The 24,767-nt window shown below is 63.2% G+C and carries 18 protein-coding genes and 2 pseudogenes; 10 read left to right on the top strand and 10 right to left on the bottom strand.

Annotated features, from left to right (window positions below; genetic code table 11):
• Positions 1-266: 266 nt before the first annotated feature.
• Entirely contained in the window at positions 267-1,610 is a 1,344-nt protein-coding gene (locus D3227_RS08285; protein WP_245451695.1) for a lipopolysaccharide biosynthesis protein, read from the top strand.
• Entirely contained in the window at positions 1,607-2,701 is a 1,095-nt protein-coding gene (locus D3227_RS08280; RefSeq protein ID WP_120013643.1) for a glycosyltransferase family 4 protein, read from the top strand. The genes D3227_RS08285 and D3227_RS08280 overlap by 4 nt, the downstream gene beginning before the upstream one ends.
• On the opposite strand, the gene D3227_RS08275 is transcribed toward D3227_RS08280, so the two are convergent.
• Entirely contained in the window at positions 2,687-4,165 is a 1,479-nt protein-coding gene (locus D3227_RS08275; RefSeq protein ID WP_120013642.1) for a glucosamine inositolphosphorylceramide transferase family protein, read from the bottom strand. The genes D3227_RS08280 and D3227_RS08275 overlap by 15 nt on opposite strands.
• Positions 4,166-4,456: 291 nt before the next feature.
• Here D3227_RS08275 and D3227_RS08270 point away from each other — a divergent pair, with 291 nt between their 5' ends.
• Positions 4,457-5,611: a GNAT family N-acetyltransferase gene (locus D3227_RS08270; RefSeq protein WP_120013641.1), complete on the top strand. Its 1,155-nt coding sequence runs from the start codon at positions 4,457-4,459 to the stop codon at positions 5,609-5,611.
• Between the two features lie 76 nt (positions 5,612-5,687).
• Here the strand turns inward: D3227_RS08270 and D3227_RS08265 are convergent, their stop codons facing one another.
• The 3 genes from D3227_RS08265 to D3227_RS08255 form a co-directional block, all read right to left on the bottom strand.
• Complete coding sequence (locus tag D3227_RS08265; protein WP_120013640.1) at positions 5,688-6,914, bottom strand: FAD-dependent oxidoreductase; 1,227 nt, start codon at positions 6,912-6,914, stop codon at positions 5,688-5,690.
• A complete protein-coding gene (locus tag D3227_RS08260; RefSeq protein WP_120013639.1) occupies positions 6,911-7,648 on the bottom strand; it encodes a WecB/TagA/CpsF family glycosyltransferase in 738 nt (245 codons plus the stop codon). Before D3227_RS08260 ends, D3227_RS08265 begins: the two co-directional genes overlap by 4 nt.
• A 569-nt stretch (positions 7,649-8,217) precedes the next feature.
• On the bottom strand, positions 8,218-9,012 hold the full coding sequence (locus D3227_RS08255; protein WP_120013638.1) for a SapC family protein: 795 nt from the start codon (positions 9,010-9,012) through the stop codon (positions 8,218-8,220).
• 393 nt (positions 9,013-9,405) lie between these two features.
• Here D3227_RS08255 and D3227_RS44265 point away from each other — a divergent pair.
• A pseudogene (locus D3227_RS44265) lies at positions 9,406-9,522 on the top strand (DUF6916 family protein); the annotation flags it as partial.
• On the top strand, positions 9,482-9,718 hold the full coding sequence (locus D3227_RS44040; RefSeq protein WP_342633995.1) for an invasion associated locus B family protein: 237 nt from the start codon (positions 9,482-9,484) through the stop codon (positions 9,716-9,718). The pseudogene D3227_RS44265 and the gene D3227_RS44040, both read left to right, overlap by 41 nt.
• Before the next feature lie 96 nt (positions 9,719-9,814).
• Here D3227_RS44040 and D3227_RS08235 read toward each other — a convergent pair whose 3' ends face one another.
• From D3227_RS08235 to D3227_RS08220, 5 genes are all read right to left on the bottom strand, one after another.
• A complete protein-coding gene (locus D3227_RS08235; protein WP_120013636.1) occupies positions 9,815-11,152 on the bottom strand; it encodes an HlyD family type I secretion periplasmic adaptor subunit in 1,338 nt (445 codons plus the stop codon).
• A gap of 19 nt (positions 11,153-11,171) precedes the next feature.
• A complete protein-coding gene (locus D3227_RS08230; RefSeq protein WP_245451692.1) occupies positions 11,172-12,845 on the bottom strand; it encodes a type I secretion system permease/ATPase in 1,674 nt (557 codons plus the stop codon).
• 188 nt (positions 12,846-13,033) lie between these two features.
• Positions 13,034-16,921, bottom strand: coding sequence for a beta strand repeat-containing protein (locus D3227_RS08225; RefSeq protein WP_120013634.1), 3,888 nt, complete (start codon positions 16,919-16,921; stop codon positions 13,034-13,036).
• 1 nt (position 16,922) lies between these two features.
• Positions 16,923-17,063, bottom strand: coding sequence for a hypothetical protein (locus tag D3227_RS41520; protein WP_167480646.1), 141 nt, complete (start codon positions 17,061-17,063; stop codon positions 16,923-16,925).
• A 590-nt stretch (positions 17,064-17,653) separates the two neighbouring features.
• Positions 17,654-18,451 carry an IclR family transcriptional regulator gene (locus D3227_RS08220; RefSeq protein ID WP_245451691.1) on the bottom strand — a complete coding sequence of 266 codons (798 nt, stop codon included), beginning with the start codon at positions 18,449-18,451 and terminating at the stop codon, positions 17,654-17,656.
• Positions 18,452-18,693: 242 nt separating this feature from the next.
• On the opposite strand from D3227_RS08220, the gene D3227_RS08215 reads away from it, so the two are divergent.
• The 4 genes from D3227_RS08215 to D3227_RS08200 are packed head-to-tail and all read left to right on the top strand — an operon-like array spanning position 18,694 to position 23,203.
• A complete protein-coding gene (locus tag D3227_RS08215; RefSeq protein ID WP_120013632.1) occupies positions 18,694-19,746 on the top strand; it encodes an ABC transporter substrate-binding protein in 1,053 nt (350 codons plus the stop codon).
• A 27-nt stretch (positions 19,747-19,773) separates the two neighbouring features.
• On the top strand, positions 19,774-21,273 hold the full coding sequence (locus tag D3227_RS08210) for a sugar ABC transporter ATP-binding protein (RefSeq protein WP_120013631.1): 1,500 nt from the start codon (positions 19,774-19,776) through the stop codon (positions 21,271-21,273).
• The gene (locus D3227_RS08205; protein ID WP_120013630.1) at positions 21,270-22,235 is read left to right on the top strand and encodes an ABC transporter permease; all 966 of its coding nucleotides are present in this window, start codon (positions 21,270-21,272) and stop codon (positions 22,233-22,235) included. Before D3227_RS08210 ends, D3227_RS08205 begins: the two co-directional genes overlap by 4 nt.
• Complete coding sequence (locus D3227_RS08200) at positions 22,232-23,203, top strand: ABC transporter permease (protein WP_120013629.1); 972 nt, start codon at positions 22,232-22,234, stop codon at positions 23,201-23,203. Before D3227_RS08205 ends, D3227_RS08200 begins: the two co-directional genes overlap by 4 nt.
• Here D3227_RS08200 and D3227_RS08195 read toward each other — a convergent pair.
• A complete protein-coding gene (locus D3227_RS08195; protein WP_120013628.1) occupies positions 23,177-24,118 on the bottom strand; it encodes an amidohydrolase family protein in 942 nt (313 codons plus the stop codon). The two genes, D3227_RS08200 and D3227_RS08195, sit on opposite strands and share 27 nt — an antisense overlap.
• Before the next feature lie 77 nt (positions 24,119-24,195).
• Here D3227_RS08195 and D3227_RS08190 point away from each other — a divergent pair.
• Positions 24,196-24,767 (top strand): annotated as a pseudogene (locus D3227_RS08190) (amino acid deaminase); the annotation flags it as partial.

The raw sequence follows: 24,767 nt of genomic DNA, 5'->3' as shown, positions 1-24,767 counted from the left end.
AGTATTCAGAATTATCGTTAGTCTTCCGTTAAGGTTACCGCGCCCGATGCTCAAATTAACAAACTGGTGACGGTAACCATGCGGAGCGTTCGCGCTGGCGCGGTCGCAGGCTTTTGCTCTATCTAGGGACAGGTTTCAGCGTCGGCTCGCCTGCCGCGGGGGTAGGGCATCGCCGAACGCCACGGGAGCCGACGTTGGATGAAAATATAAGCAATCGCAGCGCGATATCGGGCGTGAGCACCAGTCCTGCAGCCGACGATATGCGCATGTCCATCGCGACGCTCGCCAGGAACGGCGCCGTGGCGGGCGTGATCAAGCTCGCCAGCGCCGGCTTGTCCTTCCTGATGTTCGTGGCCGTGGCGATGGTTATGGACGGAAGGCAGTTCGGCCTCTACAGCGCAACCTATGCCGGCGCCAGCCTGGTTTCCTTCTTCGCCTCGGTGGGCCAGCAGAGCACCGTGCTGAGATTCTGGCCCCAATATGTCGGGCTCGGCGACCACAGTTCGGCCCATGGCATGATGGCCCGCGCCATTCTCGTCGCGCTTGCCGGGCTCGTTGGCTCCAGCCTGCTCATCCTCATGGTCGGATTTTTGCCGTTCATCGGCAAGGACACGCCGGAATGGCTTTCGCTGTGCGTGGCGGCCGCGGTCCTATCGTTTGCGCTCGGCTGGTCGGAATTCACGTCCGGCGCTTTCCGCGCCAAGAATGCGCTCATATCCGGTCTGTTGCCGCGCGACATCATCTGGCGTGCAGGCACGATTGCCGCCATCGCCGCTTGCCACTTCATGCATATCGAGATGAGCGCAGTCGCGGCGACCTATCTGACTGCCTTGCTGCTCATCCTTTCGGTTGTTCCGCAGACGCTGCTTCTCGTGCGCGACACGGTGCGCGCCAAGCGCGGCCCACTTTCGGAGGGGCAAAAGAGGGAATTCAAGACAGTGACGCTTGGCCTGTGGGGCGTCACCTCGCTGCCGCCGGCGCTCGGCCAGGTGAGCACGCTGCTTGTGGCGGTGATCCTGGGACCTGAGGCGGCCGGCGCGATTTTCGTCGCCGATCGGACCACGCGTTTCGTGGCGCTTGCGCTCAACGGAATCAATCAGGCGCTCGCGCCGCAGATTTCGAGTGCCTTCTACAGCGGCGACAGGGCGCATGTTCAGCGCATCACCAATCTCGCCGCGCTTGGCAGCTTTGCAATTGCACTCTGCGTGCTGGCGGCGTTCTGGATGTTCGGCGGCCTTATCCTGTCCATGTTCAATCCGACCTACGACACGCCCACCATGCGGGCAACACTCGTCATCTTCGGCATAGGCGCAACATTTGCCACGGCTTGCGGCCCGATCGAAATCCTCCTGCAATTGACCGGGCTGCAGCATGCGCTGTTCAAGGTCCTCGTTGTCGTCAACATACTGGGGCTCGGCGCGACGGCGGTAACGACGTATTTCTTTGGCCCCATTGGCGCGGCAGTCAGCATCGCCGGAACGGTCATCGCCTGGACCGCCATTGCCGTGTCGATCGCCCGGCGCAGAATAGGCATAAATCCATCGGTCTTCGGCTTCACGATGGCAAGAGCTGCGCCGGTTCCCAGCGTGATGCTGAAAGGCCGTACGTGAAGATCGTCCAGGTACAGACCCAGGCGGAGGCCGCGGGCGCGCAACGCATTTCCGACATGGTGGGCGAAGGCTTGCGGGCGCGCGGGCACGACGTGCGCACCGTTTTCATGTATCGCAAGACGGACGCCTTCGACGCCGATCCTTATGCGGATTTCATCCTCACCCAGAGCCCAAGGGGCTTGCCTGGACAGATCCGGGCAACCATTGGCCTTACGACCTATCTGCGCAAGGCGCGACCGGACGCCGTCATCACCTATCAGCACTACGGCAATATCTTCGGCACGATCGGCGCCCGCCTGGCGGGCGTCAGGAAAATCATCGCCAACCAGAGCGGTTCGCCGCACACCAAAGGGGTGATGGGCGTCCTCTCCCAGATCGACAGGCTGATGGGCTTGATTGGCCTCTATCGGACGAATGTCGTCAACTCGGCCTGGACGGAAGCGCAATTCAATCACTATCCGCAAGCCTATCGGCGGCGCTTGCGGCGCATTGATCATGGCGTTGCCGCACCGCCTGAAGACTTCGACAAGGCGGCGGCGCGTGCTTCCTTTGGTTTGCCTCAGAATGCATGGCTCGCCGTCTCGTCCGGCCGGCTGACGCAAGCGAAGAACCAGATCGCGCTGGTTGGGGCGCTCGACCAGCTGCCTGATATCCATGTCGCGATTGCCGGTGTCGGGCCGGAGCGGGACACGCTTGTCGCCTTCGCCAAAAGCCGGGATGTGGCGGACCGGCTGCATCTGGTCGGCGAGGTTCCCCCGTCGCGTATTTTCGAGTTCCTGGCGGCAGGCGACATCTACGCGTTTCCGTCGTTGAATGAGACCTTCGGTCTTGCCTGCGTCGAAGCGGCAATTTCCGGTTTGCCTGTCGTGGCGAACGACCTCGCCGTCATGCGGGAGGTGCTTGCTGCCGAGGATGGCGAGACCGCAGCGATCTTCGTCGACGACGGTGCCACCGGCATGGCCAAGGGGCTGGCCGACTTGATGGCCGGGCCGGAAATCATGGCCAGGCTTTCAGCGGCAGGGCGGCGGCTCAGCGACAAATACGCGCCGGCCAGGATGTGCGCGGGCTACGAGGCGCTACTTCTTTCCTGAACGCCTTCGCACCGCCGCTATGCCGTCGATCACTTCCAACGTGCCCGAGCGATTGAGCGTGTGGATTTTCGGATAGGGCCAGTCGCCATCGGTGTCGATCGGCCGGGGCGCCGAAAGCCGCACCGTCTGCTGGTCGAGCTCCAGCAGTTCGCACAGGCCGAGCCCGCCGCCATAGCCGAGCGTTCCGTCCTGGACCGGGAGCAAGACTCGGCCCCCATCGATGCGAACGAAAGCGCCACCTGGACGAGCCATGCGATGGTCGATCATGACAGGGTTCATAGGGTGGGGTTGCCACGGACCGGCGAGTGCGGGAGCTGAGAAAACCACCAGCGTGTCGGAGGTGCTGCCATTGCCATCGCGATCGGTGGCGAACAGCCAAAGCAGCCCGCCATGCTCAAGCAGGGTCGCGTCGGAAATCTCGCCTTCGACCAACACGGTCTCGGCGATCCAGCGGTGGGGGAAGGCCAAGGCGCGGTAGAGCGTGAGCCTGCTGCTGGCGCTCGCCTCGGGAAGCATCCAGATCTCGCCGTCGCGCTCGAACACCTGCGGATAGGAGAGATGGTGCGGCTCTTCCAGGACGACCCGCGGCGCTTCGGGGGCGCCGGCCGCGTCAAAGGCAACGACGGAGATGACGGCCTTGCCGGTCGCATGGGGATAATCTTCGACGAACAGGAATGACCGGCCCTGCCATTGGAACGGGAACGGATCGGCATAGAAGTGGTCGCCCGGGTCGGGCAGAACCGACCAGCCGCTGCCTAGCCCGCCCGTATTCGCGACGCCTGGCGCATCGGCAAAGCGGTAGCCGACGCGCCAATGCGCGTGGCGGAAGCCTATGCGCCGGATGATCTCTTGGCCGAGCCGCGGCAGCGCCGAGCCCAGATAGGCAGATACGAATTGCATCGCCGTGCCGCCACCGCTGGCTTCAGGCATGCGTTCATCCTTGAGAAGCCGGCCTTCAGCAAATGCCCGAACCACCGAGACGAGCAAGGTGATGGCGCGGGCAAGCACGTCCTCGGCGCCAAGTGCCGCCGATTCCCGCTTGTCCACCATCGGCCGTGCCAAGCCCACCACCGTCTTCTTGTCGAGGACGGCTTCGATCAAAGGCAGTCTTCCGGCTGCGACCGCGATTGCCGCCGAGAGATCGGATTTGGATCCGTCGAACAGGAGGCCGACAGTCGGGACATCCGATGGGGCAGCGTTGCCGGCGAGATCGAGCCTTAGCGCGGCTGGCCGGTGGCCGCTCCGTGCCTCGATCTCATGCAGCGAGGCGGCAAGGTTGGGGCGGCGCCGTCGAAACAGGCGCTGTTCAAAAGCAAAGGCGGCTTTTGCCGCCAGCGGCCAGCTTGCTGCTCCGGGCTGATGGCGCACAGCCACATCATGGCCCTCCGCCTGAAGCCGCTCTATGGCGACCTTCTGCCACAGGCGGGGGCTCGATTGCGGAACAATCACCTCGATCGGCAGCATGTCATTCCCGTCCGACTGTAATGGTGCTCGGGTTCCAGACACTTGAAAAGAAATGATTTGGCCGAAAAAGCTTACATTGGAGTTACATTCAAAGTCCGGCTGCGTGGTTCACGAGAAAATAAACTGTCGACCGACCCATCTCGAACCAGCCACGGAGGGCACATTCTAAGACAGATTTGCAACCAGGGATCGATCTTTCGCATATACCAAGTTTCTAACAATCCTTGCGATTCGCCTTGACGCGGAACGCAAGACGTCGTCGATAGATCAGGCCCAGCCGGTTCGGATCACATGTTTGAAGTCACTGCCGAGGATTCATTCGATTTCCGTTCGAAGGAATATGCTGAACTCTTCGCCAGTTCGGCGGCGACCGCTTTTCAGCATCCCATATGGCTGAGCCAGCTCTATGAGAGGATCGTGCGGCAAGGCGCTGCGACGCCACTTGTCATCGTCGTGCGAAACGGCGCGGGCGGAAAGCTCGCGATGGTTTTGCCCCTGGTCAGGCGCCGGTACACACTGCTCAAAGTGGTCGAATTCGCCGACATGCGCGTTTCCGACTACGTCTCGCCAGTCGCCGACGAGGAGACCTTCTCGCGCATCGTGGCAGACAGTCGAGCCGTTGCCGCGATCCGAAAGCATCTGAAACCTTACGATCTCCTGCGCATCGGCAAGCTGGCGGACCGCTCATTGGCGATCGAGCGGCTGCTTGGCATCGACAAGCGCGAAAGCATGGGCATGAGCGCATACTCCAGCAAGCTGGAGCCGACATTTGCCGCCTGGCGCGAGAACCAGCTCGACCAGTCCTACCGCAAGGAGCTCGACAAGAAATCCCGGCAGCTTGGCCGAATAGGAGAGGCGCGCTTCGCATGCGCTGACAACGTCGCCGCCATCCGCACGACTTTCGATGCGCTCAAAGTCTATCGCGGCAAGCGTTTCGACGGCAGCAACGGCCCCGCCGACCTGCTGCAACTGCCGTCCTATTTCGATTTCTATCTGGCTGTGGCGACCGAAGGGTGCGGCGGTTTCGCTCGCACCTACACTTTTTGGATGAACGATCGGGCAATCGCGGGCGCGCTTGGCCTCGAGCATCGCGGCTCGCTGCTTGTCATTCTCGGCGGCTTCGACGAGGCTGGCTACAGGAAGCAGTCGATCGGCAGCCTGATGTTCGAACAGATCGCCCGCGACTGTATCGAGCGCGGCGACCATTCCCTCGACTTCACCATCGGAGACGAACCCTACAAGCGCATCTTTGGCGGCCGGCCATCACCGATGTGGCAGATATTCCTAGCCGGCAGCCCGCTCGGCCTGGCGGCGCATCTGACGGTCGAGAAATTGCCGGCGGCCAAAGCCCTGGCGCGGCGTGTGCTCGGTTCGCACGGGAAGAAGGCCGCACCTGGCCATGCGGTAACGTCGCCAGCCTCCACCGACGAGGTGGCGGGACCCTGAGGTCGGAACGAGCCCAGGGCGCGTCTCCCAAAACCACTGCGTAGTTTGGGCGACAGATTAGCTGATTGGTCTGCGATCACGCCACGGGTTCGACTGCGGGCTTTCTGAGGTTGCGCAGCCTGGCGGCGAAAGCGGGGCTTAGATTGTCGATCTCGTGCATGATGCGGCGGCGGCTGAAGTGAATTTGCCGGCGCGCGCGCCAGCGCAGGTCGGTGTCGATGGTCAGGCTGCGGCGAAAATGCGCCAGCTGGAGACCATGCTCGTCCATCGCCTGCTTTACCGGATCGGCGTAGAAGGTCGCAATCTTTGCGGCGGCCATGCCGGGTGAGGCCAGCCATTGCGGCACATGCACGGTGCACAGGCGCTCGACATCGGTGAGCAGCCGGCTGACACCCGTTCCGGCGGCCGGACAGGATGTCTGGTAGGCATCGCCGATCAGGACGGCCCCGTCGCGCACGCAGTTCTCGGCGACGGTGATGTCGGTGAGCCAGCTCTCGACCCGGTCGATCACTTCGAAATCGCCGAATGCCTTGACCAGACCCGGGAGCGTTTCGATGAGCGTTTGTTTGGGATTGTCGCGTAGGGCCTTGACCCACGGGTCGCGATGCTCGCGGAAAACGAAGAGATTGGCGCGGGTGACTTCGGCGGCGGGGAACAGGTTTAAATAGTCGATGCCGTCGGAAACCCGTTCGCCGTAATAGGTGAGGGCGGGATGTTGGAAGGCGCTTGCTCCCACAGGGCGCAGATTGAAGCCGAAGGTCAGCGACTGCCGCTGGTGGACGAACTTGCGCTCGATGCCAAGGTCGCGGCGCAGAATGTCACCCATGCCGGTGGCCAGAACGAGAAGCCGCGCAGTCACGTCGCCGTGTCCGAGGATCGACACACGCTGGCGTTCCGGGCCTGCTTCCAGTCCGCTCACGCGACCAGCGATGAAGCGCACGGTGTCGGGCAGTTCGGCCCGCATGGCGGCGACGAGGTCATCGTAGAAAATGCCGTAGTGCCGGGCGTGCGTGCGGTCGAGCAGGCGCCCCTTGCGTATGTTGACGATTTCGTCGAATGCCACGGCCGCTGCGGAAAGCCCGTCCAGAAGACCGATCCGGCGCAGTTTCTCGATCTGGTCGCCGGCGATCTTCTCGACCCGGAACTCGCGCGGAAAGACCTGATGACGGTCGATCAGCGTGACGTGATAACCGGACCGCCCGAGTACGTTTGCCGCCAGAGTGCCGGAAAGCCCGCCGCCGACTATGACGATCTCCGTGTCGGTTCCGTCAGGCAGCGGACGGTGGGAACGCTCGGCTGTCATCTGGAATACCTCAATATGGCGTAGATGGCTTGGGGACTTGTGGTGAAATAGCGCCAGAAAAGCCGGCGCGGCTCCATCAGCGCACGCCACAGCCACTCGAATCCGGCCTTCTGTACCCACAGGGGCGCGCGCCGGACCTTGCCGGCGATATGGTCGAAAAGCCCGCCAGACGTCTTGATCACCCCGACATTCTGGAGTCGCGATGCAAAGTCGCGGACGAAGATCTGCTCGCGCGGAACACCGAGGCCCAGCCACAAAATGTCGGGCGCAAGTGCGTTGATCTCGTCGAGCTTCCTTTCAAGCGCCTGGCCGGCAAGGAAGCCGTGGCAATGCCCGGCGATGCGCAGGCCAGGGTATCTGGCTTTGACGCTCGCAACGGCCTTGTTGTTCTCGGCCTCTGTCGACCCCAGCAGGTAGAAGGTCGTGCCTTCCTGTTCGGCAAGCTTGGCCACGTCGTGAAAGAGGTCGGTGGTGGCTACCCGTTCCGGCAGATGCGTTCTGCACAGCAAACGTGAGGCGAAGACAAGCGGCTGGCCATCGGCGAAGATCTGGTCGGCTTCGCGGAAGAGCACGGCCACGTCCACATTCGCGCGAGCCTGGGCGATGACGTCGCCATTGGCAGAGGTGAAATAATAGGGACGGCTGCTGCGGGTGTGCCCCCGTGCCGCCGCGATCATCAAGCGCGCGGCATTTGGCCGGTCGATCACCGTGATCGGCAACCCACCAAGCTGCACGGTTGGAAGAGCGAGAAGGCTCTCCTGGAAAGCAACGGTTTCCTGCAGCGCGATATCGGCCGCGATTGCGGGCCTGGCTGAAGGTTGACGATGCGAACGGGGAGACTGGGTTGCGTACGTCACGGCTTGCGCGGAACCGGGGGGCCCCGATCCACTTAGCGTGTCCTCATCTCCTCCAAGATCCCTTGGAGAGGTCTCTGAAATTTTGCTCATAGGAAAACTGCCCCATCCCAGTATATCCAACCTACCCCCTTGCTTGGCACCATAAGTAAAAATATCGGAAAGTTAAGCGATAGATTAATAGTTAGTTAATCCGTACATTTTGTCTAAAAATTTATACATCAGAGCGAATGGGAAGATCTGGGCGATCATCTGCCGGCCGCCGCCTGAGTGGCAGCGACACTGCCTGTGGCATGGCTGTTCCCTGGAGAACAATTGCAGCGATTTAGCGCCAGATAGAATCGCTGACCTGCTCTAACTATTTGTTTTTGCGCAATTCCGGACGGAAAACCAGGAATTGCTCTGGTTGTCGGCGCGTCTCGGCAGGCGGCACTCCATATCAGCCAGCGTCAGCGGCGCTGATTGCGTATCGAGGCCTGGTAGACCAACGATGTCCAGCTGTTGGAGGAGGCGAGGTGACAGTAGATCAGCCCCAGCACTCCTGATTTCCTGAGGTCGAGAAAGGCCTCATCGCTCAGTTTGTTGAAGGCTGGCTCGTCGATCACCTGGAAATCGGTGAGGTTGAGCACCTCGCCACCTTCCAGCGTCACCTTGCTCTGGCGTGGCGCGAACAGCCCGTGCGCATCGATCTTCTCGATCATGGCGCGGGTCGCGTTGAAGTCGACCTGGAACTGGTTGCAGAAGGTCAGCGCCTGTTTCGTCGCCTCTGCTGCCTCGGTCCCGTTGAAGAATGGAACGATTTTACTGCTGTCCCCGCGCAGTTGGTCGATGACGCGCTCGCTTGCCCGGTCGACGCACAGCGTCAGACGGCCGTTCGTCGTCGTCTCGTCGGCGAGGATGAAAGGATAGCGGCGGACATAGGCCGGAACATAATGCGGTTCGGTCCATCTCCCGTCGGCATCGACGAACAGGTTCTCATTCGGGCGCAAGCCGGTGATGATCACTGGTGCCTTGGCGGCGCCGATGAAGACGATGGGATAGGAGCGCATCGCCGCCGGCATCTCCGACGCCACCACCGGAATCGCGTGCGCCGAGCGGGCGAAGCCGAAGTCGGCCCGCGCGGCCAGGCCCAGCGAGCCGTGCCGTATCGGGTTGAGCGCTTCCGGCCTGGAGTAGAACAGCGGCAAGGCGGCGCCCGCCGCGTTTTCCGCTGCCGGTGCCGTCTTTGTGTCGCTGTCAGCCATCGTCCGTCTCCCCTTTGCCGCATCCGATCGCGTTGGCTCAATTAATGTATGATACCGAAAATCGAAAAACCGTTTTTGTTCGCTGAAACTTCGGTTGGCAAAGGATCATGCATAAAAACGAAGTAATGCGGGTTTACGCCACAGCATTGCAGCGTGCAATGTCTGGAAGACGTCAAGCGGCTATGGACAGCCTGCCGCGAAGCGGCGACATTGCCGTCGGTGCGTGTCGCCCAAAGCGTGCCGTCGGCCTCCGACCGAAGGCGCAGCGGTCTTAGGGCAATGCACAAAAACAAAGAATTGAAGCGCATCGCATGAAATCAGTGCCAACGCACCGCGCTGTGGCTGCAGGCAAATTGAGGCGGATAGCATGGTTTCGGTATCGGATTTCGAACGGTGGTCGGGTCGGTTTTCAGTGTTGCGGTTGGCGGCAGGCAGCTTTCCCTCGAACTGACCCAGGTTCGCCGCATCGATGCCAGTTCCCGCGACGGCGGCGGCTTTACGCAGCTGTTCAAAGGGCCACGTGACATTGTGCTGCCGCAGGCCACCTACCACTTCGCCGGCGACGATATCGCCGACGCCGGAACTCATCACGGCGATGAAGGTGGGAACCAATCTCAACATCGGCATGGAATCGGTGACACGCAAGCCGGTGACCATTCCGGTTTCACTGTCCGGGTTCACGGCCGCGATCGAAGCGATCAAATAGCCAACGAGCCCCTCGACCAGGCCGGTCTCTATCTCCAGCCGCTGGAACGCGGCTGGACCGCTCTCACCTGCTGCCTGTGGGACCTCCAGCCGCCGGCTATTTCTGGCGGAAGGCGGAGTGAAACGAAGTGAGCAGCGGGCTCAGTATGTAATCGAGGGCGGTGCGCTCCTCGGTGACGATCATCACCGAAGCCGGCATGCCCGGATAGAGCGCGATCTGCGGCGCCGCGGCCAGTTCGGCCGGATCGACCGCTATGTCGGCGACATAGTAGGGGAGGCCGGTCTTGCTGTCGGTGATGCGATCCGCCGAAATGCGGGTGACGCGTCCGTGGATGATCGGTATCGAACGCTGCTTGTAGGAGGTGAAGCGAACTTCCGCCGTCATGTCGGAGCGCAGGTTTGATATGTCCTCGACGCGAACCTGCGCCTGGACGATCAGCGAATTCTGCGTCGGCACGATGTCGAGGATCGTCTGCCCCGGGGCGACGATCGCACCGATCGAAAAGACGCTGAGATCCATCACCTGGCCGTCATAGGGTGAACGGACCTCGGCACGGTCCATGGCGGCCTGGGCAGCGAACATTTTCGGCACCAGGTCCGCCAGGCCCGACTGCGTATCGATCAGCATGGCGGAAAGCTTGGCCCGCCGCTCGTTGGTCAATTGGGCGATCTGGCTTTCCAGTTCGGCCTTCGCCTGACGGCTTCCGGCGATCGCGCCGAGATTCTCGTCGATCAGGCCCTGCAGGTCCGAGGCGGATCTGTCCAGTTCCAATATGCGCGGCCGCGTCGTCAGGCCGGCCTTGAGGAGCTTCGACAGGCTGACCTTTTCGTCGATCGTCGATTGCAGCTGGGCCCGGTAGGACTCGACGCGAGCCTGCTTGCCCTGGATCTGTTCGTCAAGCTCGGCAATTCGCCGCTGCAGGATCTGCGTGGCGCCGGCCATCGAGGCGCGCTGGCTTTCCAGGTCGGCGATCTGGTTTGCCATGGCATCCTTGAGATAGGGCTCGTGTTCCTTGAGGATGTCCTGCGGGAAGGCAACGGCGCCGCTGCCGTCCAGCTCGGCCTTGATCCTGGCGTCTGTGGCGCGCAGGAGCGCATATTGCTGGGCGTAGAGGTTGAACTCGGAACGGATCCTGGTGTCGTCGAGGACCAGCATGACCTGGTCCGCCTTGACGATGTCGCCGTCCTTGACCCGGATTTCCTTCACCGTTCCGCCGTCGAAGTGCTGAACGCTCTTGCGATTGCCTTCCACCTTGACGACCGCGTCGGCCAGCACGGCGCCGTTCAGCGGGGCAAAGGCGGCCCAGCCACCGAAGACGCCAAAGAAGGCGACGATGATCAGCAGGCCGATATAGGCCGGCACCCGGATGGAATCCGGGGCCGGGATGCCGGCTTCGCCGGGCAGGCTTCTGTAAATGAGGGCGCTGTCGCTCAACGGTCACTCCTCAGGCAGGTCATTGGGTTGCCACCGCAATTGAAGTCGCACGCTGATTGAGCCGTGCCACGATCTCGTTCCTCATGCCGAAGGCTTCGACGGCGCCGTCCCGCAGCAGCAGGATCTTGTCGACGTTTGCCAGCGTCGACGGACGATGCGAGACGATGATCACCGTGCTGCCGCGACGCTTGAGCTCGATCGCGCACTCGCTCAGCGCACGGTCGCCATCGGCGTCGAGATTGGAGCTCGGCTCATCGAGAACGATCAGGTTCGGCGTGCCAAAGACAGCCCGGGCAAGTGCGATCCGCTGGCGGTATCCTCCCGACAGGACGGCACCGCCTTCGCCGATCTGCGTCTCATAGCCTTGCGGCAGGCGGATGATCATGTCGTGCACGCCGGCGAGCCGCGCGGCCTCGATCACCTCCTGGTCCACGTTGGTCTTGAAGCGTCCGATGTTGGCGGCGACGGTGTCGGAAAACAGTTCGATGTCCTGCGGCAGGTAGCCGATGTGGTCACCGAGCGCGTCGCGCCCCCAATGCGACAGATCGGCGCCGTCCAGCCTGACGGTGCCGCGGCTGGGCTGCATGACGCCCGCGAGGTGACGCGCCAATGTCGACTTGCCGGCGCCCGAGGGTCCGACAATCCCCAACGCCTCGCCTGCCTCCAGCCGAAACGTTACGTCCCGCAGAAGCACCTTCTGCTGGCTGGGAATGGCATAGCTGACCTGCTCGACCGAAATCTTGCCTGTGGGCTTGGGCAGGTTGAACGATCTTTCGCTCTGTGCGCCGCCGTCGATCAGTCTGTGAACCCTCCCCAGTGCCGCCCGCGCCAGGACCAGGTTGCGCCACAGGCCAACGATCTGTTCGACGGGCTGCAGCCCTCTGCCCAGCAATATGCTGGCCGCGAACATCGAGCCGGCGGTGGTCTGCCGTTCGATCACCAGATAGGCGCCGAGGCCCAGGATCAGCGACTGCATGGTCAAGCGAAGGAACTTGATCGCCCCCGACATCAAGGCGGCGCGGTCGCTGGCTTGCGTCTGGCGCCGAAGCGCCAGGCTGCGGTCGCGTCCCCAGCGGCGGATGAGGCCGTCGATCATGCCCATGGCGCGAATGACTTCCGAGTTCCTCAGGCTCATCTCGGTGAAATTGTAGTTGGCCGTCGCCAGATCGTTGGCCTGCTTCAGCGGCGCGCGCACCAGATATTCGTTGATCACCGCCATGGCGACGAGCAGCAGGGACGAGCCGAGCGCGAAGAAGCCCAGCCAGGGGTGCAGCAGGAAGATGATGGCGATGTAGATGGGCGACCAGGGCAGGTCGAACAGCGCATTGATGCCCATGCCGGTGATGACCTGCCGGAACGTGTCGAAGTCACGCACCGGCTGGCTCTGCGAGGAGCCCGACTGCGAGGTCTCGACCGACGCGGCCACGATCCTCGCCGACAGCAGCCGGTCGAGCCGCACGCTGGCGCGCGTCAGGATCGTGGCACGCATGAGGTCGAGGCCGGCAAGCGCAAGGAAGGCCGCCAGCAGCGCGATGGTCAGCATCACCAGCGTGGTCTGGCTGCCGCTGGTCACCACCCGGTCGTAGATCTGCAGCATATAGAGCGGGGAGGCGAGATAGAGCAGGTTGATCGCCAAGCTGAACCCCGCCGCGATCAGGAAATAATGGCGGCACGCCAGCAGGGCGTCCTTCACGATCTGCGATTTTCTGTCGAGACTCAAATACCCAGCGGAGAACCGCCCCCCTGTCCACCTGTAAGCCGATACTACTCCTGATCCTTCCGCCGGCCACGCAGCCCGTCGATATTCCTGTCGTAAACCTTAACGGCTAGTCTGGATCAGGAGAGGTGAGCCGCGCATGTCCGCGCGGCTCGCCTTTTGGTTCACACCACAAAGTCGTTCGTCGTCACTTGAACCACCGTCCTGCCGGTTCCGTCGTCGGCAAGTGTGAAGCTGTTTGCATCGTAGACGCCGAGCAGGTGCAGCGTGGCATTGTGCGTTCCGTCCGTGACGGTCAACGTTCCTCCAGCGCCGTCCAGGTCTGTCTGATAGGCAGCGGATGTTCCGGTGCCGAACCAGATGTCGCCAAGGTCCAGCTTGTCGTCGCTGGTCATGCCGCCGATCTTGCCGCTGAAGTCGAAGGAATCGTCCAGTCGCAATATGCCGGCGGCATCCGCCGCGAAGGTGACGTTGATGGACGAGGCCTCGCCGAACTCCAGCTGTGACAGGTTGCCGATGGTGGCGCTGCCGCTGCCGGTGACCTCACCGCCAATCGTGACGTTGCCGCCGTTGGCCCATATCAGTCCGGAGTTGGCGAGCGCACCGGTGATCATCAGGCCGCCCGAGCCCGTCGCCTCCAGCGTTCCCGAGTTGACGGTGATGTTGGCGCCGGTGTCGATGACCAGAGCGTGCGAGCCTGTGGCGACAATCGTGCCCTGGTTGTTCAGGGATAGGGAACCGCCGCCCAGCTGGCCAGCGCCGGAGATGGTGTTGTCGACATTGGTCAGGGTGACATCAGCTGCCGTGCCCGAGATCACGTTCGCATTGCTGTCGGAGAGCACGACCTGCCCGCCGCCCTGCAGTGTTATCCCATGCTGAATGATCTGCAACAGGGTTTCGCCACCGGCGGAGTCGAGCGAGATGAGGCCGGTATTGCTGATCGTGCCGCTCAGCGGCAGCATTGCGCCGTCGCCGATCGTTATGGTGCCGGCATTGTTGACCACCGGCGTCTGGTCGAAGACGAAATTGCCGTCGGCGAGCGCGCCGGAATGCACGCCGTCGAGGGTGATCGACTGCCCGTCGCCAAGCGTGATCACCGCATTGCCGTTACCATCGTCGGCCATATGCGCCTGGACGTCGGCGAAACTCGCGAAGCCGGAATAGCCGATCAGATCGATCTTGTCCGCGGCCGTGTCGAAGCTGTGGACTGTGTCATTGCCGATCGGTTGCGAGAAGACGAATAGGTCGTTACCGCTCGAACCGGTCAGCACGTCGTCGCCCGACCAGGCGAAGATTGGCGAGCCGGGCGCATAGGCCTCGACATTGTCGGCGACCGACATGCTTCCCGTCGTGCCGTCCGCGTTGGTCCAGGTCATCTGGACGTCGAGTACCGCCGCCCCGGCGAATTCGGACGGTGTGGTGACCGTCAGCCCGTGCAGGTCGTTGGTCTCTATAGTCCAGGTTCCGTCGGCGTTGTGCGTGGCGCCGTCGATGGTCCAGCCCGAAGGCACATTCTTCACCGTGACGGTGATGAGCGCGCCTTCATGGGATGGATCGGTGAGGGCGAGATTGATGGGCTCGCCCGAGGTGCCGGCGGGCTTCAGGCCACTGACCTGCGCATGCGCGGTGTTGGGATTCTGGGCTAGGTCTTTGAATGCACCACTTTGAACAGTAACGGCATAGGTAGACCCATTGTTGCCGGCCTTAGTGACGGGAAGGGTATAGACTTCCTGGTAAGTGGTTCCGTCTATCGTGACTGGCCCCCAAGCTCCAACTCCAGTAATTGAGCCGCCACTTATTGTGATCTTAGAGGCGTCGAAAAACGTATGGTCCATGGTCTCGCTAAACACGAGATAAAGGCTGCTGCCGCTTCCTTGGTTATTCTGTTTGCTATCGATAAGAGTGATGCTGGGCCCCGTTGTGTCGCCACCTGTCACATTAATCGTCGCCGTGGCAATTCCGGTATCCGAGCCGCCGTTGGCCGTGCCGTCACCGTCCACCAACGTATAGGTCACTGTCTTGGCGATGGTGGGGCTAGTCGCATTTGAATAGAGGATGTGGTCCATCAGGGCCTGCGTCGCCGCTTGGGTGGCGCTTGCATTGAAGGTGACAACGAGGTTCGTCCCGTTCGTTCCGCCAGTGAACGTTCCTATGAGCGTGCCGCCATAGCTCACATTGTTGCCGCTGACGGTTATCTGGCCAGCGCCAGGGGCTTGGTTCTGGATCGTCAACTGGTCGGTCGGCGTGCCGTTGGCGGTGAAGGCGACGGTGAGCGTGCCGCCGCCGAAGTTGGCGGAATCGATATCTGCCACCGTTGCCGAAGGAGCGATGGCGGTTGCGGCGGATCCGGTCGCATAGTTCAGGGTTGTCGATGTTCCAGCAGACGCGCCATTGAGATCTACCACCGGCGCGTCGTTGGCGCCGTTGACCGTCAGCGTCAGCGTCGAGGAGGACGGCGCACCCTGGTCGTCCGACATGGTGTAGTGCACCACCACGGTGGCGGTGTCGTCATGGTCGAGCTTGTCGAACAGCACGCCGGGATTGAACTGGATCTGGCCAGCCACGATCGAGAACGCGGTCGAGGCGTCGATGCCGTTCACGTCGCCGTTGGCGCTCGTCACCGTCACGACGCCCAACGAGTCCAGCGTCTTGGTGGCGCCGGTGTCGACATCGGTGTCGTTGGCCAGCACGTCGAACGACTTGGTCTCGTTCTCGCCAGCCGAGCCGGTGTCGGCAACCGCAACCGGCGCGTCGTTGGCGCCGTTGACCGTCAGCGTCAGCGTCGAGGAGGACGGCGCACCCTGGTCGTCCGACATGGTGTAGTGCACCACCACGGTGGCGGTGTCGTCATGGTCGAGCTTGTCGAACAGTACGCCGGGATTGAACTGGATCTGGCCAGCCACGATCGAGAACGCGGTCGAGGCGTCGATGCCGTTCACGTCGCCGTTGGCGCTCGTCACCGTCACGACGCCCAGCGAGTCCAGCGTCTTGGTGGCGCCGGTGTCGACATCGGTGTCGTTGGCCAGCACGTCGAACGACTTGGTCTCGTTCTCGCCAGCCGAGCCGGTGTCGGCAACCGCAACCGGCGCGTCGTTGGCGCCGTTGATGGTGATGGTGAGCACCGCCGTGTCGGTCAGGCTGCCGTCGCTGACCGTGTAGTTGAATGTGTCGGTGGTCGAACCGCCGACATTGAGCGCCTGCACCGTGTTATCGTTCTCGTTGACGACATAGGTGTAGCTGCCGTCGCTGTTGAGCGTCAGCGTGCCGTGCGCGCCCACCAGGCCGAAGCCGACCGTGCCGGCTGAGCCCGCGCCTTCGGTGCCGCCGGTGCGGACCGCGCTGACCGTCAGGCTGCCGCCGTCGATGTCGGTGTCGTTGCTGATGACATTGCCGGTCGCGTTCGAGCCGCCAGAGCCGTTCAGGGTGCCGCCCTTCTCGGTCGCCGCCGTGGCGCCAGCGCTAAGGCTGGTGTCGTCAACGCCGATCGGGGCATGATTGGTGGTCTGGTCGACCTTGATCGTTTCAATATTCTCGATCGCCGAGATCTTGAGGTTAATCGTTTTGAATTCATAGACGGATTGGTCCGCCTGGCCCGTGCTCTTGTTCACGTGGGCCGGAAGCCAGACATTCTTGAAATAAGAAATCTCTGCGTTCAGCGCAGCCATGAATGCGGCATCGTTCGACTGTTGGACGCTGACGACAATTCTAAGCGTGTCGATCTCGGCCGTGCCGCCTTTTACGGTTCCGTTGCCACCGTCATAATTGTCATATCCAGTGAACGCGGTTTGCCCGGTTTGCAGCACCCCATCGTCGTATACGGCGCCGCCTAGCCGGTACTGGTTCTCATAGGATACGAAAATCAGAGTATCGGCACCCGACCCACCCAGAACAGTGTCGATGCCGCTCCCGCCGTCCAGGATGTCAGCGCCAGACCCACCGTTGATGTAGTCATTGCCGTCACCGGCGTCGATGACGTCGGTCCCGCTCCCGCCGATAAGCTTGTCATCCCCATCAGTCACCACGCCGACGTAGCTGCTGCCACTCGCACCCATATCAACCTCCCAAGATCATGGATTGAGACGCGGAAGCAATGACGACCGTGTCCTCGGTGTAGTTGAGAACGTCATCCTTCGCCTGCGGTGTGTTGGAAAACGATGTCGTGGTGCCGCCGGCACCGGTGACCTGAGTAGCCATGTTTCACCCCCTGATTGTTTAACGACAGACGCCCCACCGCCTGTCGACCGATGTTGAAAGACCAGTCGCGTCCTGCCGAAAATTGTCGCACGCCCGGAATGCCGGGTTAGGCAGACATCATTTGTGTCAGCGTACCTGTATCAGCACACCTGAAAGCCCCAACGCCGCCCGGCCGCGGCCAACGGAATGCGTGGCCGGTCACAGGCGCGTGGTGGCTCAAATGGTGATGGCTGCAGCGAGAATGTTCGCTGCGCTGCGCTCCCCAGCCCCTAATGGCGTCGCTTTACCCGTTGTTGCCGGTCGGGCGCTTATTTTATGCAACGCTCATATTAGGATATTATTAACCCTTCCGGAGAGGAAGCGTCAATAACCAACATAGCATAACAGTTAATATCTGGGGGCGACGTCCGTTCCGGCGCATCGCCACAGGACCAGCGGCACCGTGACCAGAAGCATCCGGAATATATCCGCCGAGCACGACTCCCGAATTGGGGCAGACGGCTATCAGATCAACTCGCCCTCAGCGTTTTTTCTTTGTACGGCGAAGAAAACTGGGGCGCCGATCCCGGTTCTGCGGCGGACAGATCGGGCTAGCCTCCGGCCAGCGACAGGCCGCGGGCACGCTCGCGCAGCAGGGTCAGCAATTCGCCGCGCCGGGCTTCCGGCGTGTCGACGGGCAGGACGAAGCACAGCGTCTTGTTGATGGCGCCGTGGCCGTCGTGGATCGGTGCGGCCATGCACCAGGTGAAGCGGTCTGCAAGGGCGGCGGTTTCGCTGAAACCCTGCCGGCGCGCCAGGGCGACGTCGGCGAAGAATTCCTCGGGCGCGATGATACGGCCATCGGGAAGCTTGTAATCGCCGGCGGGAATGAAGTTCTTCAGCTCCTCCTCGCCCATATGGCCGACCAGCAGCCGGCCCGACGCCGTCCACGGGATCGACACCTCGACGCCGACATCGCTGGAGATGCGGAACGGGCCGGGCGAATCCCGGCAATCGAGGACGACATATTTGTTGCCGCGCAGGCCGCACAGCTGGACGGTCTCGCCGGTCTCGGCGGCCATCCTGTCCAGCGTCTCGAGGATGCGCCGGTAATGCGCGTTATGGTGCGAATAGGCCCAGCCGAACAGATGCATCGCCCTGCCGAAATAGACGTAGCCTTCGGTGCCGACATTTTCGAGCATTTCGGCTTCGAGCAGACTGTTGACGATTTCATAGGTGGTCGAGCGCGGCGCGCCGATCATCTTGGCAATGTCGCCGACACGCATCGGCGCGCGGTGCCTGAGAAGCGCTTCGAGCAGCATTATGACGCGGTCGATGCCGCGGCGGCGCTCGCCATTCTGTGGCGCCGTGCCGCCCGCTTCGATCAGTTCAGTCACGCCGTCGCTCATCATTAGCATCCGCTCAAAATCATTTTTCGGTCCTCGTCCCAAGACGCTTGAAAGATGTCAAGGCTCAGTCTAGCATCCCGATTGTCCGATATACAGACATGATGTCTGAAATATCAGACAAAAGTGAACCGGGCAGAGAAAGTCCAGACGAGAAAGACGGGCGGTTGCCGCGACACGGCAACCGACGGGTTTTCTCGTGCCGACCCTTCGCGTCCGGACACAACCACAGAAGGGGAACAATCATGATGAAACCATCGTTTTTCGCATCCGCCAGCGCCCTTTGCCTCGGTCTAGTCCTGGCTATCGGCGCCGGCTCTGAGGCCAATGCCGCCGCCAAATGCATCAAGGGCGACCGCAAGGCGCCGTACACGATCGGCTGGGCCAACATCTATTCCGTGCCGACCTGGATGAAGCAGACGCAGGGCACGATCGAAGCCGAGGTCGAAGCGCTGAAGAAGCAGGGGCTGGTCGACAAGCTGGTCGTGACCGACGCCCAGGGCGACGCCAATGTGCAGATCCAGCAGATACAATCGATGATCGATTCCGATGTCGACGCCATCATCCTGATTGCCGGTTCCTCGACCGCGCCGGCGCGCGTAATCGCGGACGCCTGTGCCAAGGGCATCGCCATCATCAACTTCGACAGCCTCGTCGACACCGACCAGGTCACCGCCAAGGTCAACACCGACTCCTCGCAATGGGGCGACCAGGCGGCCAAGTTCCTGATCGATGCCATCGGCGGCAAGGGCAAGATTCTGATCCTCAACGGCCCGGCCGGCGTTTCGGTCAGCGACGACCGGCGCAAGGGCGCCGACGCAGAGCTCAAGGCCCATCCCGACGTGACGGTGCTGGCCGAGACCAACACGCCCTACAATGTCGCTCCGGCGCAGGAAGCCGTGACCAGCCTGCTGTTCGCCAATCCCGAGATCGACGGCATCCTGTCGCTCGGCGGTGCGCTGTCGGCGGGCGCGGTGCTGGCGCTTGACAAGCAGGGCCGCGACCAGGTGCCGATCACCGGCGAGAATGCGCGTCAATTCCTTGAGCTGTGGAAGGAAAAGGGCCTGAAGAGCTGGGCAACCATGCAGCCGAACTGGCTCGGCGCCTTCGCCGCCTACACCGCCGTCCAGGCGCTGGAGGGCAAGGACGTGCCGGCTTTCGTCAAGATCCCGCTGCCGGTGATCGACAATTCCAACATCGACGAATACCTCGCCCGGGCCAAGGATTTCCCGACTGACGGCTACATCTATTCGCCCTACGATGAGGAGCTGTTCAAGAAGCTGCTGGCCCAGAAATAAGCCTGAAGGGTTGTAGCATTGGCAACCATGGCTCCGCTCCTCGCGGCTCGGGGTGTGTCGAAGGCGTTCTTCGGCAACCCCGTCCTGCGCGACGTTTCGATCGCTCTCCGGCCGGGCCGCGTGCATGCGCTGCTCGGCGAAAACGGCGCGGGAAAGTCGACGCTGATCAACCTGCTGTCCGGGGCCTTGCGCCCGGACGGCGGGACCATCGAGGTTGACGGTCGTGAGGTCTCGCGCATGACGCCGGTGCATGCGCGGCAGGCCGGCATTGCCGTCGTGCAGCAGGAGCTCAGCCTGACGGCCAGCCTGTCGATCGCCGAGAACATCGGGCTAGGCGCCTATCCGAAACGGTTCGGCCTGGTCGACTACCGTGAACTTGCCGCGCGGGCGAAGGCAGCATGCGAGTTGGTCGGCCTTCACGAGCCGCTGTCGACACCGGTCGGACAGCTTCCGCTCGGGCGCCGGCAGATGGTGGAAATCGCCAAGGCGCTCTACCGCAAGCCGCGCGTGCTCATCCTCGACGAACCCACCTCGTCATTGTCGGCCACCGAAACGAAGATCCTCACCGATCTGCTGGAGCGTTTGCGTGGCGAAGGCATCGCCATTCTCTACATCTCGCACCGGCTGAACGAAGTCATGACCCTCTGCCAGCATGTCACCGTGCTGAAGGATGGCACATGTACCGCCGACCAGTCTTTGGAAGGAACCGATGCCGCCGGGCTGGTGCGGCTGATGGTCGGGCGCGACCCCGGCGACCTCTTTCCGCAATGGCGGCCTTCCGCGTCGCCCGCCACCGCCATCTCGGTGCGCAATTTTTCGGCCGGCCTGATGCACGACGTCGATCTCGACATCAGGACAGGTGAGGTGCTGGGCATTGGCGGCCTGGTCGGTCAGGGGCAGGAGGATTTGCTGCTCGGCCTTTACGGCGCCATCCCGGCCAGGACGGCATCGGCAACGGTCAACGGCGCGTCGGGCCTGCCGGGCGGCGTGCCGAAAGCCAATGCGCTTGGCCTTGCCTATGTGCCGGCCGATCGCAAGCGTGAAGGGCTGCACCTGATCCACACCATCACGACCAACATGATGTTGCCTGCCTTCGCCAGGCTGCCAGCACTGAAGCTGCGCAGCCGCCGGGCCGAGCGCGAGACGGCAAGAGGCTTGGCCGCCCAGCTTGGCATCAAGGGCGACCTCGCACGGCAGGCGCAAGCACTTTCGGGCGGCAACCAGCAGAAGGTCGCGCTGGCGAAATGGATGCCGCATGATCCGCTCGTGCTGCTGCTCAACGATCCGACGCGCGGCGTCGATGTCGAGACCAAGCGTGAGATCTACCTGATGCTTCGCGCCTTCGCCGCCGCCGGCAAGGCCGTTGTTCTGCTCAGCTCAGATACGCCCGAACTGGTGCATCTGTGCGAGCGCGTCGCGGTGGTGCGGGACGGCCGCATCGCAGCCATGCTGGACCGCGCGGCGCTGAGCGAGGAAGCCATCGTTTCGGCCGCGATGGGCGCTGAGAACCGGAAGGTCGCGGCATGAGCACTGTGTCTTCCGCGCGGCCCGCCGGCGCGCTCTACTGGCCGGTGCAAGCGCGCCGCAATATCGGCGTGCGCAGCCTGTTCGTCGTGGTGCTGGCTTTTCTCATCGCCTACGGTGTGCTCTTCCCAGGTCTGTTCACGGCCTCCGGCTTCGCCAAGTTTACCCAGAGCTGGTTCCCGCTGGCGCTGGTGGCGATGGCGCAGGCGATCCTCATGCTCACCGGCGGCATCAGCTTGGCGATCGGCGCTACCGTCAGCCTCGGGGCGGTCATCGCCGCGACGACGATGGCGGGACCACTGGGCGTTGCAGGCGGCGCCGCCGCGGTGGCGCTGACCGGCCTTGGCATCGGTGCGGCAACCGGCTTCATCGTGGTGCGGCTTCGCCTGCCGGCGATCGTGGTGACGCTTGCCGGCTCCTTCATCATCGGCGGCGCTGCCCTGCTGATCCTGCCCAGGCCCGGCGGCGCCATTCCGGAATGGCTGTCCGACCTGCTTGCCGGCGACACGCCGGCGGCCTTCGTGCTTTTGGTGGCGATCGTGCTGCTGTGGAAGCTCTATCTCGCCACGCCGCTGGGCTTGAGCCTCTATGCCGCCGGCGAGAACCCGGTCGGCGCCTATCGCTCCGGCGTGCCGGTCGATGGCGCGCGGGTCGCCGCCTATGCGATCAGCGGCCTTTTGTCGACAGGCGCCGGCCTGTTCGTCGCCGCGCAAACGGGCTCGGGCGATCCGGTCATCGGAGCGGCCTTCACACTCAACTCCATCGCCGCGGCCGTGCTCGGCGGCATCGGCTTCCTTGGCGGGCAGGGCACCATGCGCGGCGCGCTTGCCGGCAGCCTGCTGCTCAGCCTGATGATCAGCGTGATGTTCTTCCTCGGCTTCACGCCGGTTGCCCAATATGTCGCCCAGGGTCTCATCATCATCGGCGCGGTCGCCATCCCGCAATTCCGCAAGGTGCAGCAATGACAGCATGGAAAGACAGCGCCGGCGGCAGGCGTGTCATGGCCGTGCTCTCGAGCCGGCCGTTCCTGACGGTTGCCATCGTTGCCGCGGTCTGGATCGCGGCAAGCTTCGCTTCGCGCGGCTTCGGCGCCTATGGCCATCTGCGCTATCTGGTCGAGCTCGGCGCCGTCATCGGCCTGGTCGCGGCCGGGCAGACTTTTGTCGTGATCGCCGGCGGCATTGATCTTTCGGTCGCGGCCATCGTCACCGTCAGCGCCATCAGCCTGCCGCTGCTGTCATGGGGGGCCGATCCGACCGGCCTTGCCCCCGTGCTTGCGGTGCTGGCGCTGACCACGATCATTGGGCTGGTCAACGGGCTCGGCGTGGCATTGCTGCGCGTTCATCCGATGATCATGACGCTGGCCATGGCGACCTTCCTGCAGGGCTTGCTGATCATCATTGCCGGCGGTAGCGCCGTCACCGCCGAGAACCCGCTGGTCCACTGGCTCGGCAATGCGCGGCCGGCCGGTATTCCGGCCGGCGTGCTGTTGTGGGTGGCCGTTTCGGTGATCGTGTTGACGGTCATGCACGCAACGCCCTTCGGCGCCCGCATCTTCGCCATGGGCGCCAATCCACTCGCCGCTGCATTGTCCGGGGTGCCGGTCACGCCGACGACGCTCGCCGTCTACGGCATCAGCGGCTTCACCTCGGGCCTCGCCGGCGTGCTTGTGCTGGGCATGAACGGACAAGGCTATGTCGGGATCGGCGATCCCTATCTGCTCGCCTCGATCGCAGCCGTGGTGCTTGGCGGCACGTCGATCCTCGGCGGGCTCGGTACCTATGCCGGCACCATTCCAGGCGCGATCCTGCTGGTGACCATCACCGCCCTGATCACCGTCGTCAACGCGTCGCCCGGCTGGCGCAGCATCCTGTTCGGCTCGCTGATCCTGGGGCTGCTGCTCCTCTCAGGCCGGGAGCAAGCCCGCCGATGACAGGTCGTCCAGCCGATAGATGCGTTTTGCGTTGCCGAAGAACAGCGCCGCCTGCTCGTCCGCGGAGAGGTCGGCTGCAATGGCCTTGAAGCTGTCGTACACCTCGTCGAACGAGGCGTGCAGGCCGGCGACCGGAAAGTCGCTGCCGAACATCGCTCGCTTCGTGCCGAAGCAGTCGATGCAGTGCAGGACGACCGGCCGCAGGCTGTCGAGCGTCCAGTCATGATCGTAAGCGACCAGATCCGAGATCTTGATGACGACGTTGTCGCGCTCCGCCAGAACCCGCAACCCGTCACGCCACCTGCGCATCCCTTCGGCGTCGCGGTCGATCGGGCTGCCGCAATGGTTGACGACGAATTGCTGGTCGGGGAAGGCCGCCGCAAGCCGCGCCGCCTCGCCGAGCTGACGTGGAAACACCATCAGGTCGAACGACAAACCGTGGTGGGCAAGCAGCGCCAGGCCGGCGCGCCAGGCCGAATCGTCCATGATGCCATCGCGAGCGGCAAAGCGACGCGCAGGATCCGGATCCCAGCTCAATATATCGCGTACGCCGACGACGCGGTCGAATGCCGCCTGCGAGTCGATCAGCGCTGGGGCTTGTGGACTGGCAAGAGGTACGTGCACGACATAGCGGGCTGCGACGCCACGCGACTTGTCGAGCGTCTCCAGCCACTGGGTTTCGCCGACGCAGTCGTCACTCGCCCAGCCGGCCTCGACATGGACGGTGGCAACGACATTGTGCCTGATGGCGTCGCGCCGATAATCCTCTGGAAGGCAGTTGCGACGCAAAGGACCAAGCTCGCCCAGGCCGCCACGCTCACCAGCCGTGGCTGCGAGCCAGGGATGCCGGCCAAGGCCAAGATCCCAAAGATGGTGATGGGCGTCGATGATCGGTCCGGCGTAGGGTTTCGGCAAGGATCTCTCTCAAGGTCGGACCGGCTTCGGCATTCGATACGGGCTTCTACATGCGACGGCGAAAGGGGTAGCATCGGATGAGCGAAAACACACCGGTCCCGCCGCTCGTCGTGCATGAGAATTTTCTGCTCGACGACCGTATCCGCGGCGTGCCGCCCGGCACCTCGGGGCTGCACAGCAGCCTTGTCGGAGAGCAGCGCTGGCACCCGGCCGATGGCCGAATGTCGCTGCCGCTGCTGACCCTCGACGAGAGCGCCTTCGCCACCAATCGCGACATGTTCCTGCGCTATGCGCGCGAGCAGGGCGTCGCGATCGCCCCGCATGCCAAGACACCGATGGCGCCGGACCTTGCCCGGTCGCTGGTCGAGGCCGGCGCGTGGGGCACAACCGTCGCCGATATCAGGCAGGCCACGGTGATGTTGAGGGCCGGGTTGACGCGATTGATCATCGCCAACGAGGTCGGCGGCGCCGGCGGCGCGAGCCGGCTGGCGGCTCTGGCCGGCGCCTGGCCGAATGCCGAACTTCATGTCTTTGCCGACTCTGTCGCGGCCGTGAATGCGCTTGCCGGGGCCTGGCGTGCCAATGCGGCGCTCGCTCCATTGCGCGTGCTGGTCGAACTTGGGGCGGGCCTGTCTCTTATACACATCTC

The sequence above is a fragment of the Mesorhizobium waimense genome, assembly GCF_003601975.1.
Classification (GTDB): domain Bacteria; phylum Pseudomonadota; class Alphaproteobacteria; order Rhizobiales; family Rhizobiaceae; genus Mesorhizobium; species Mesorhizobium waimense.
This window is presented reverse-complemented; position numbering and strand designations above follow the sequence as displayed.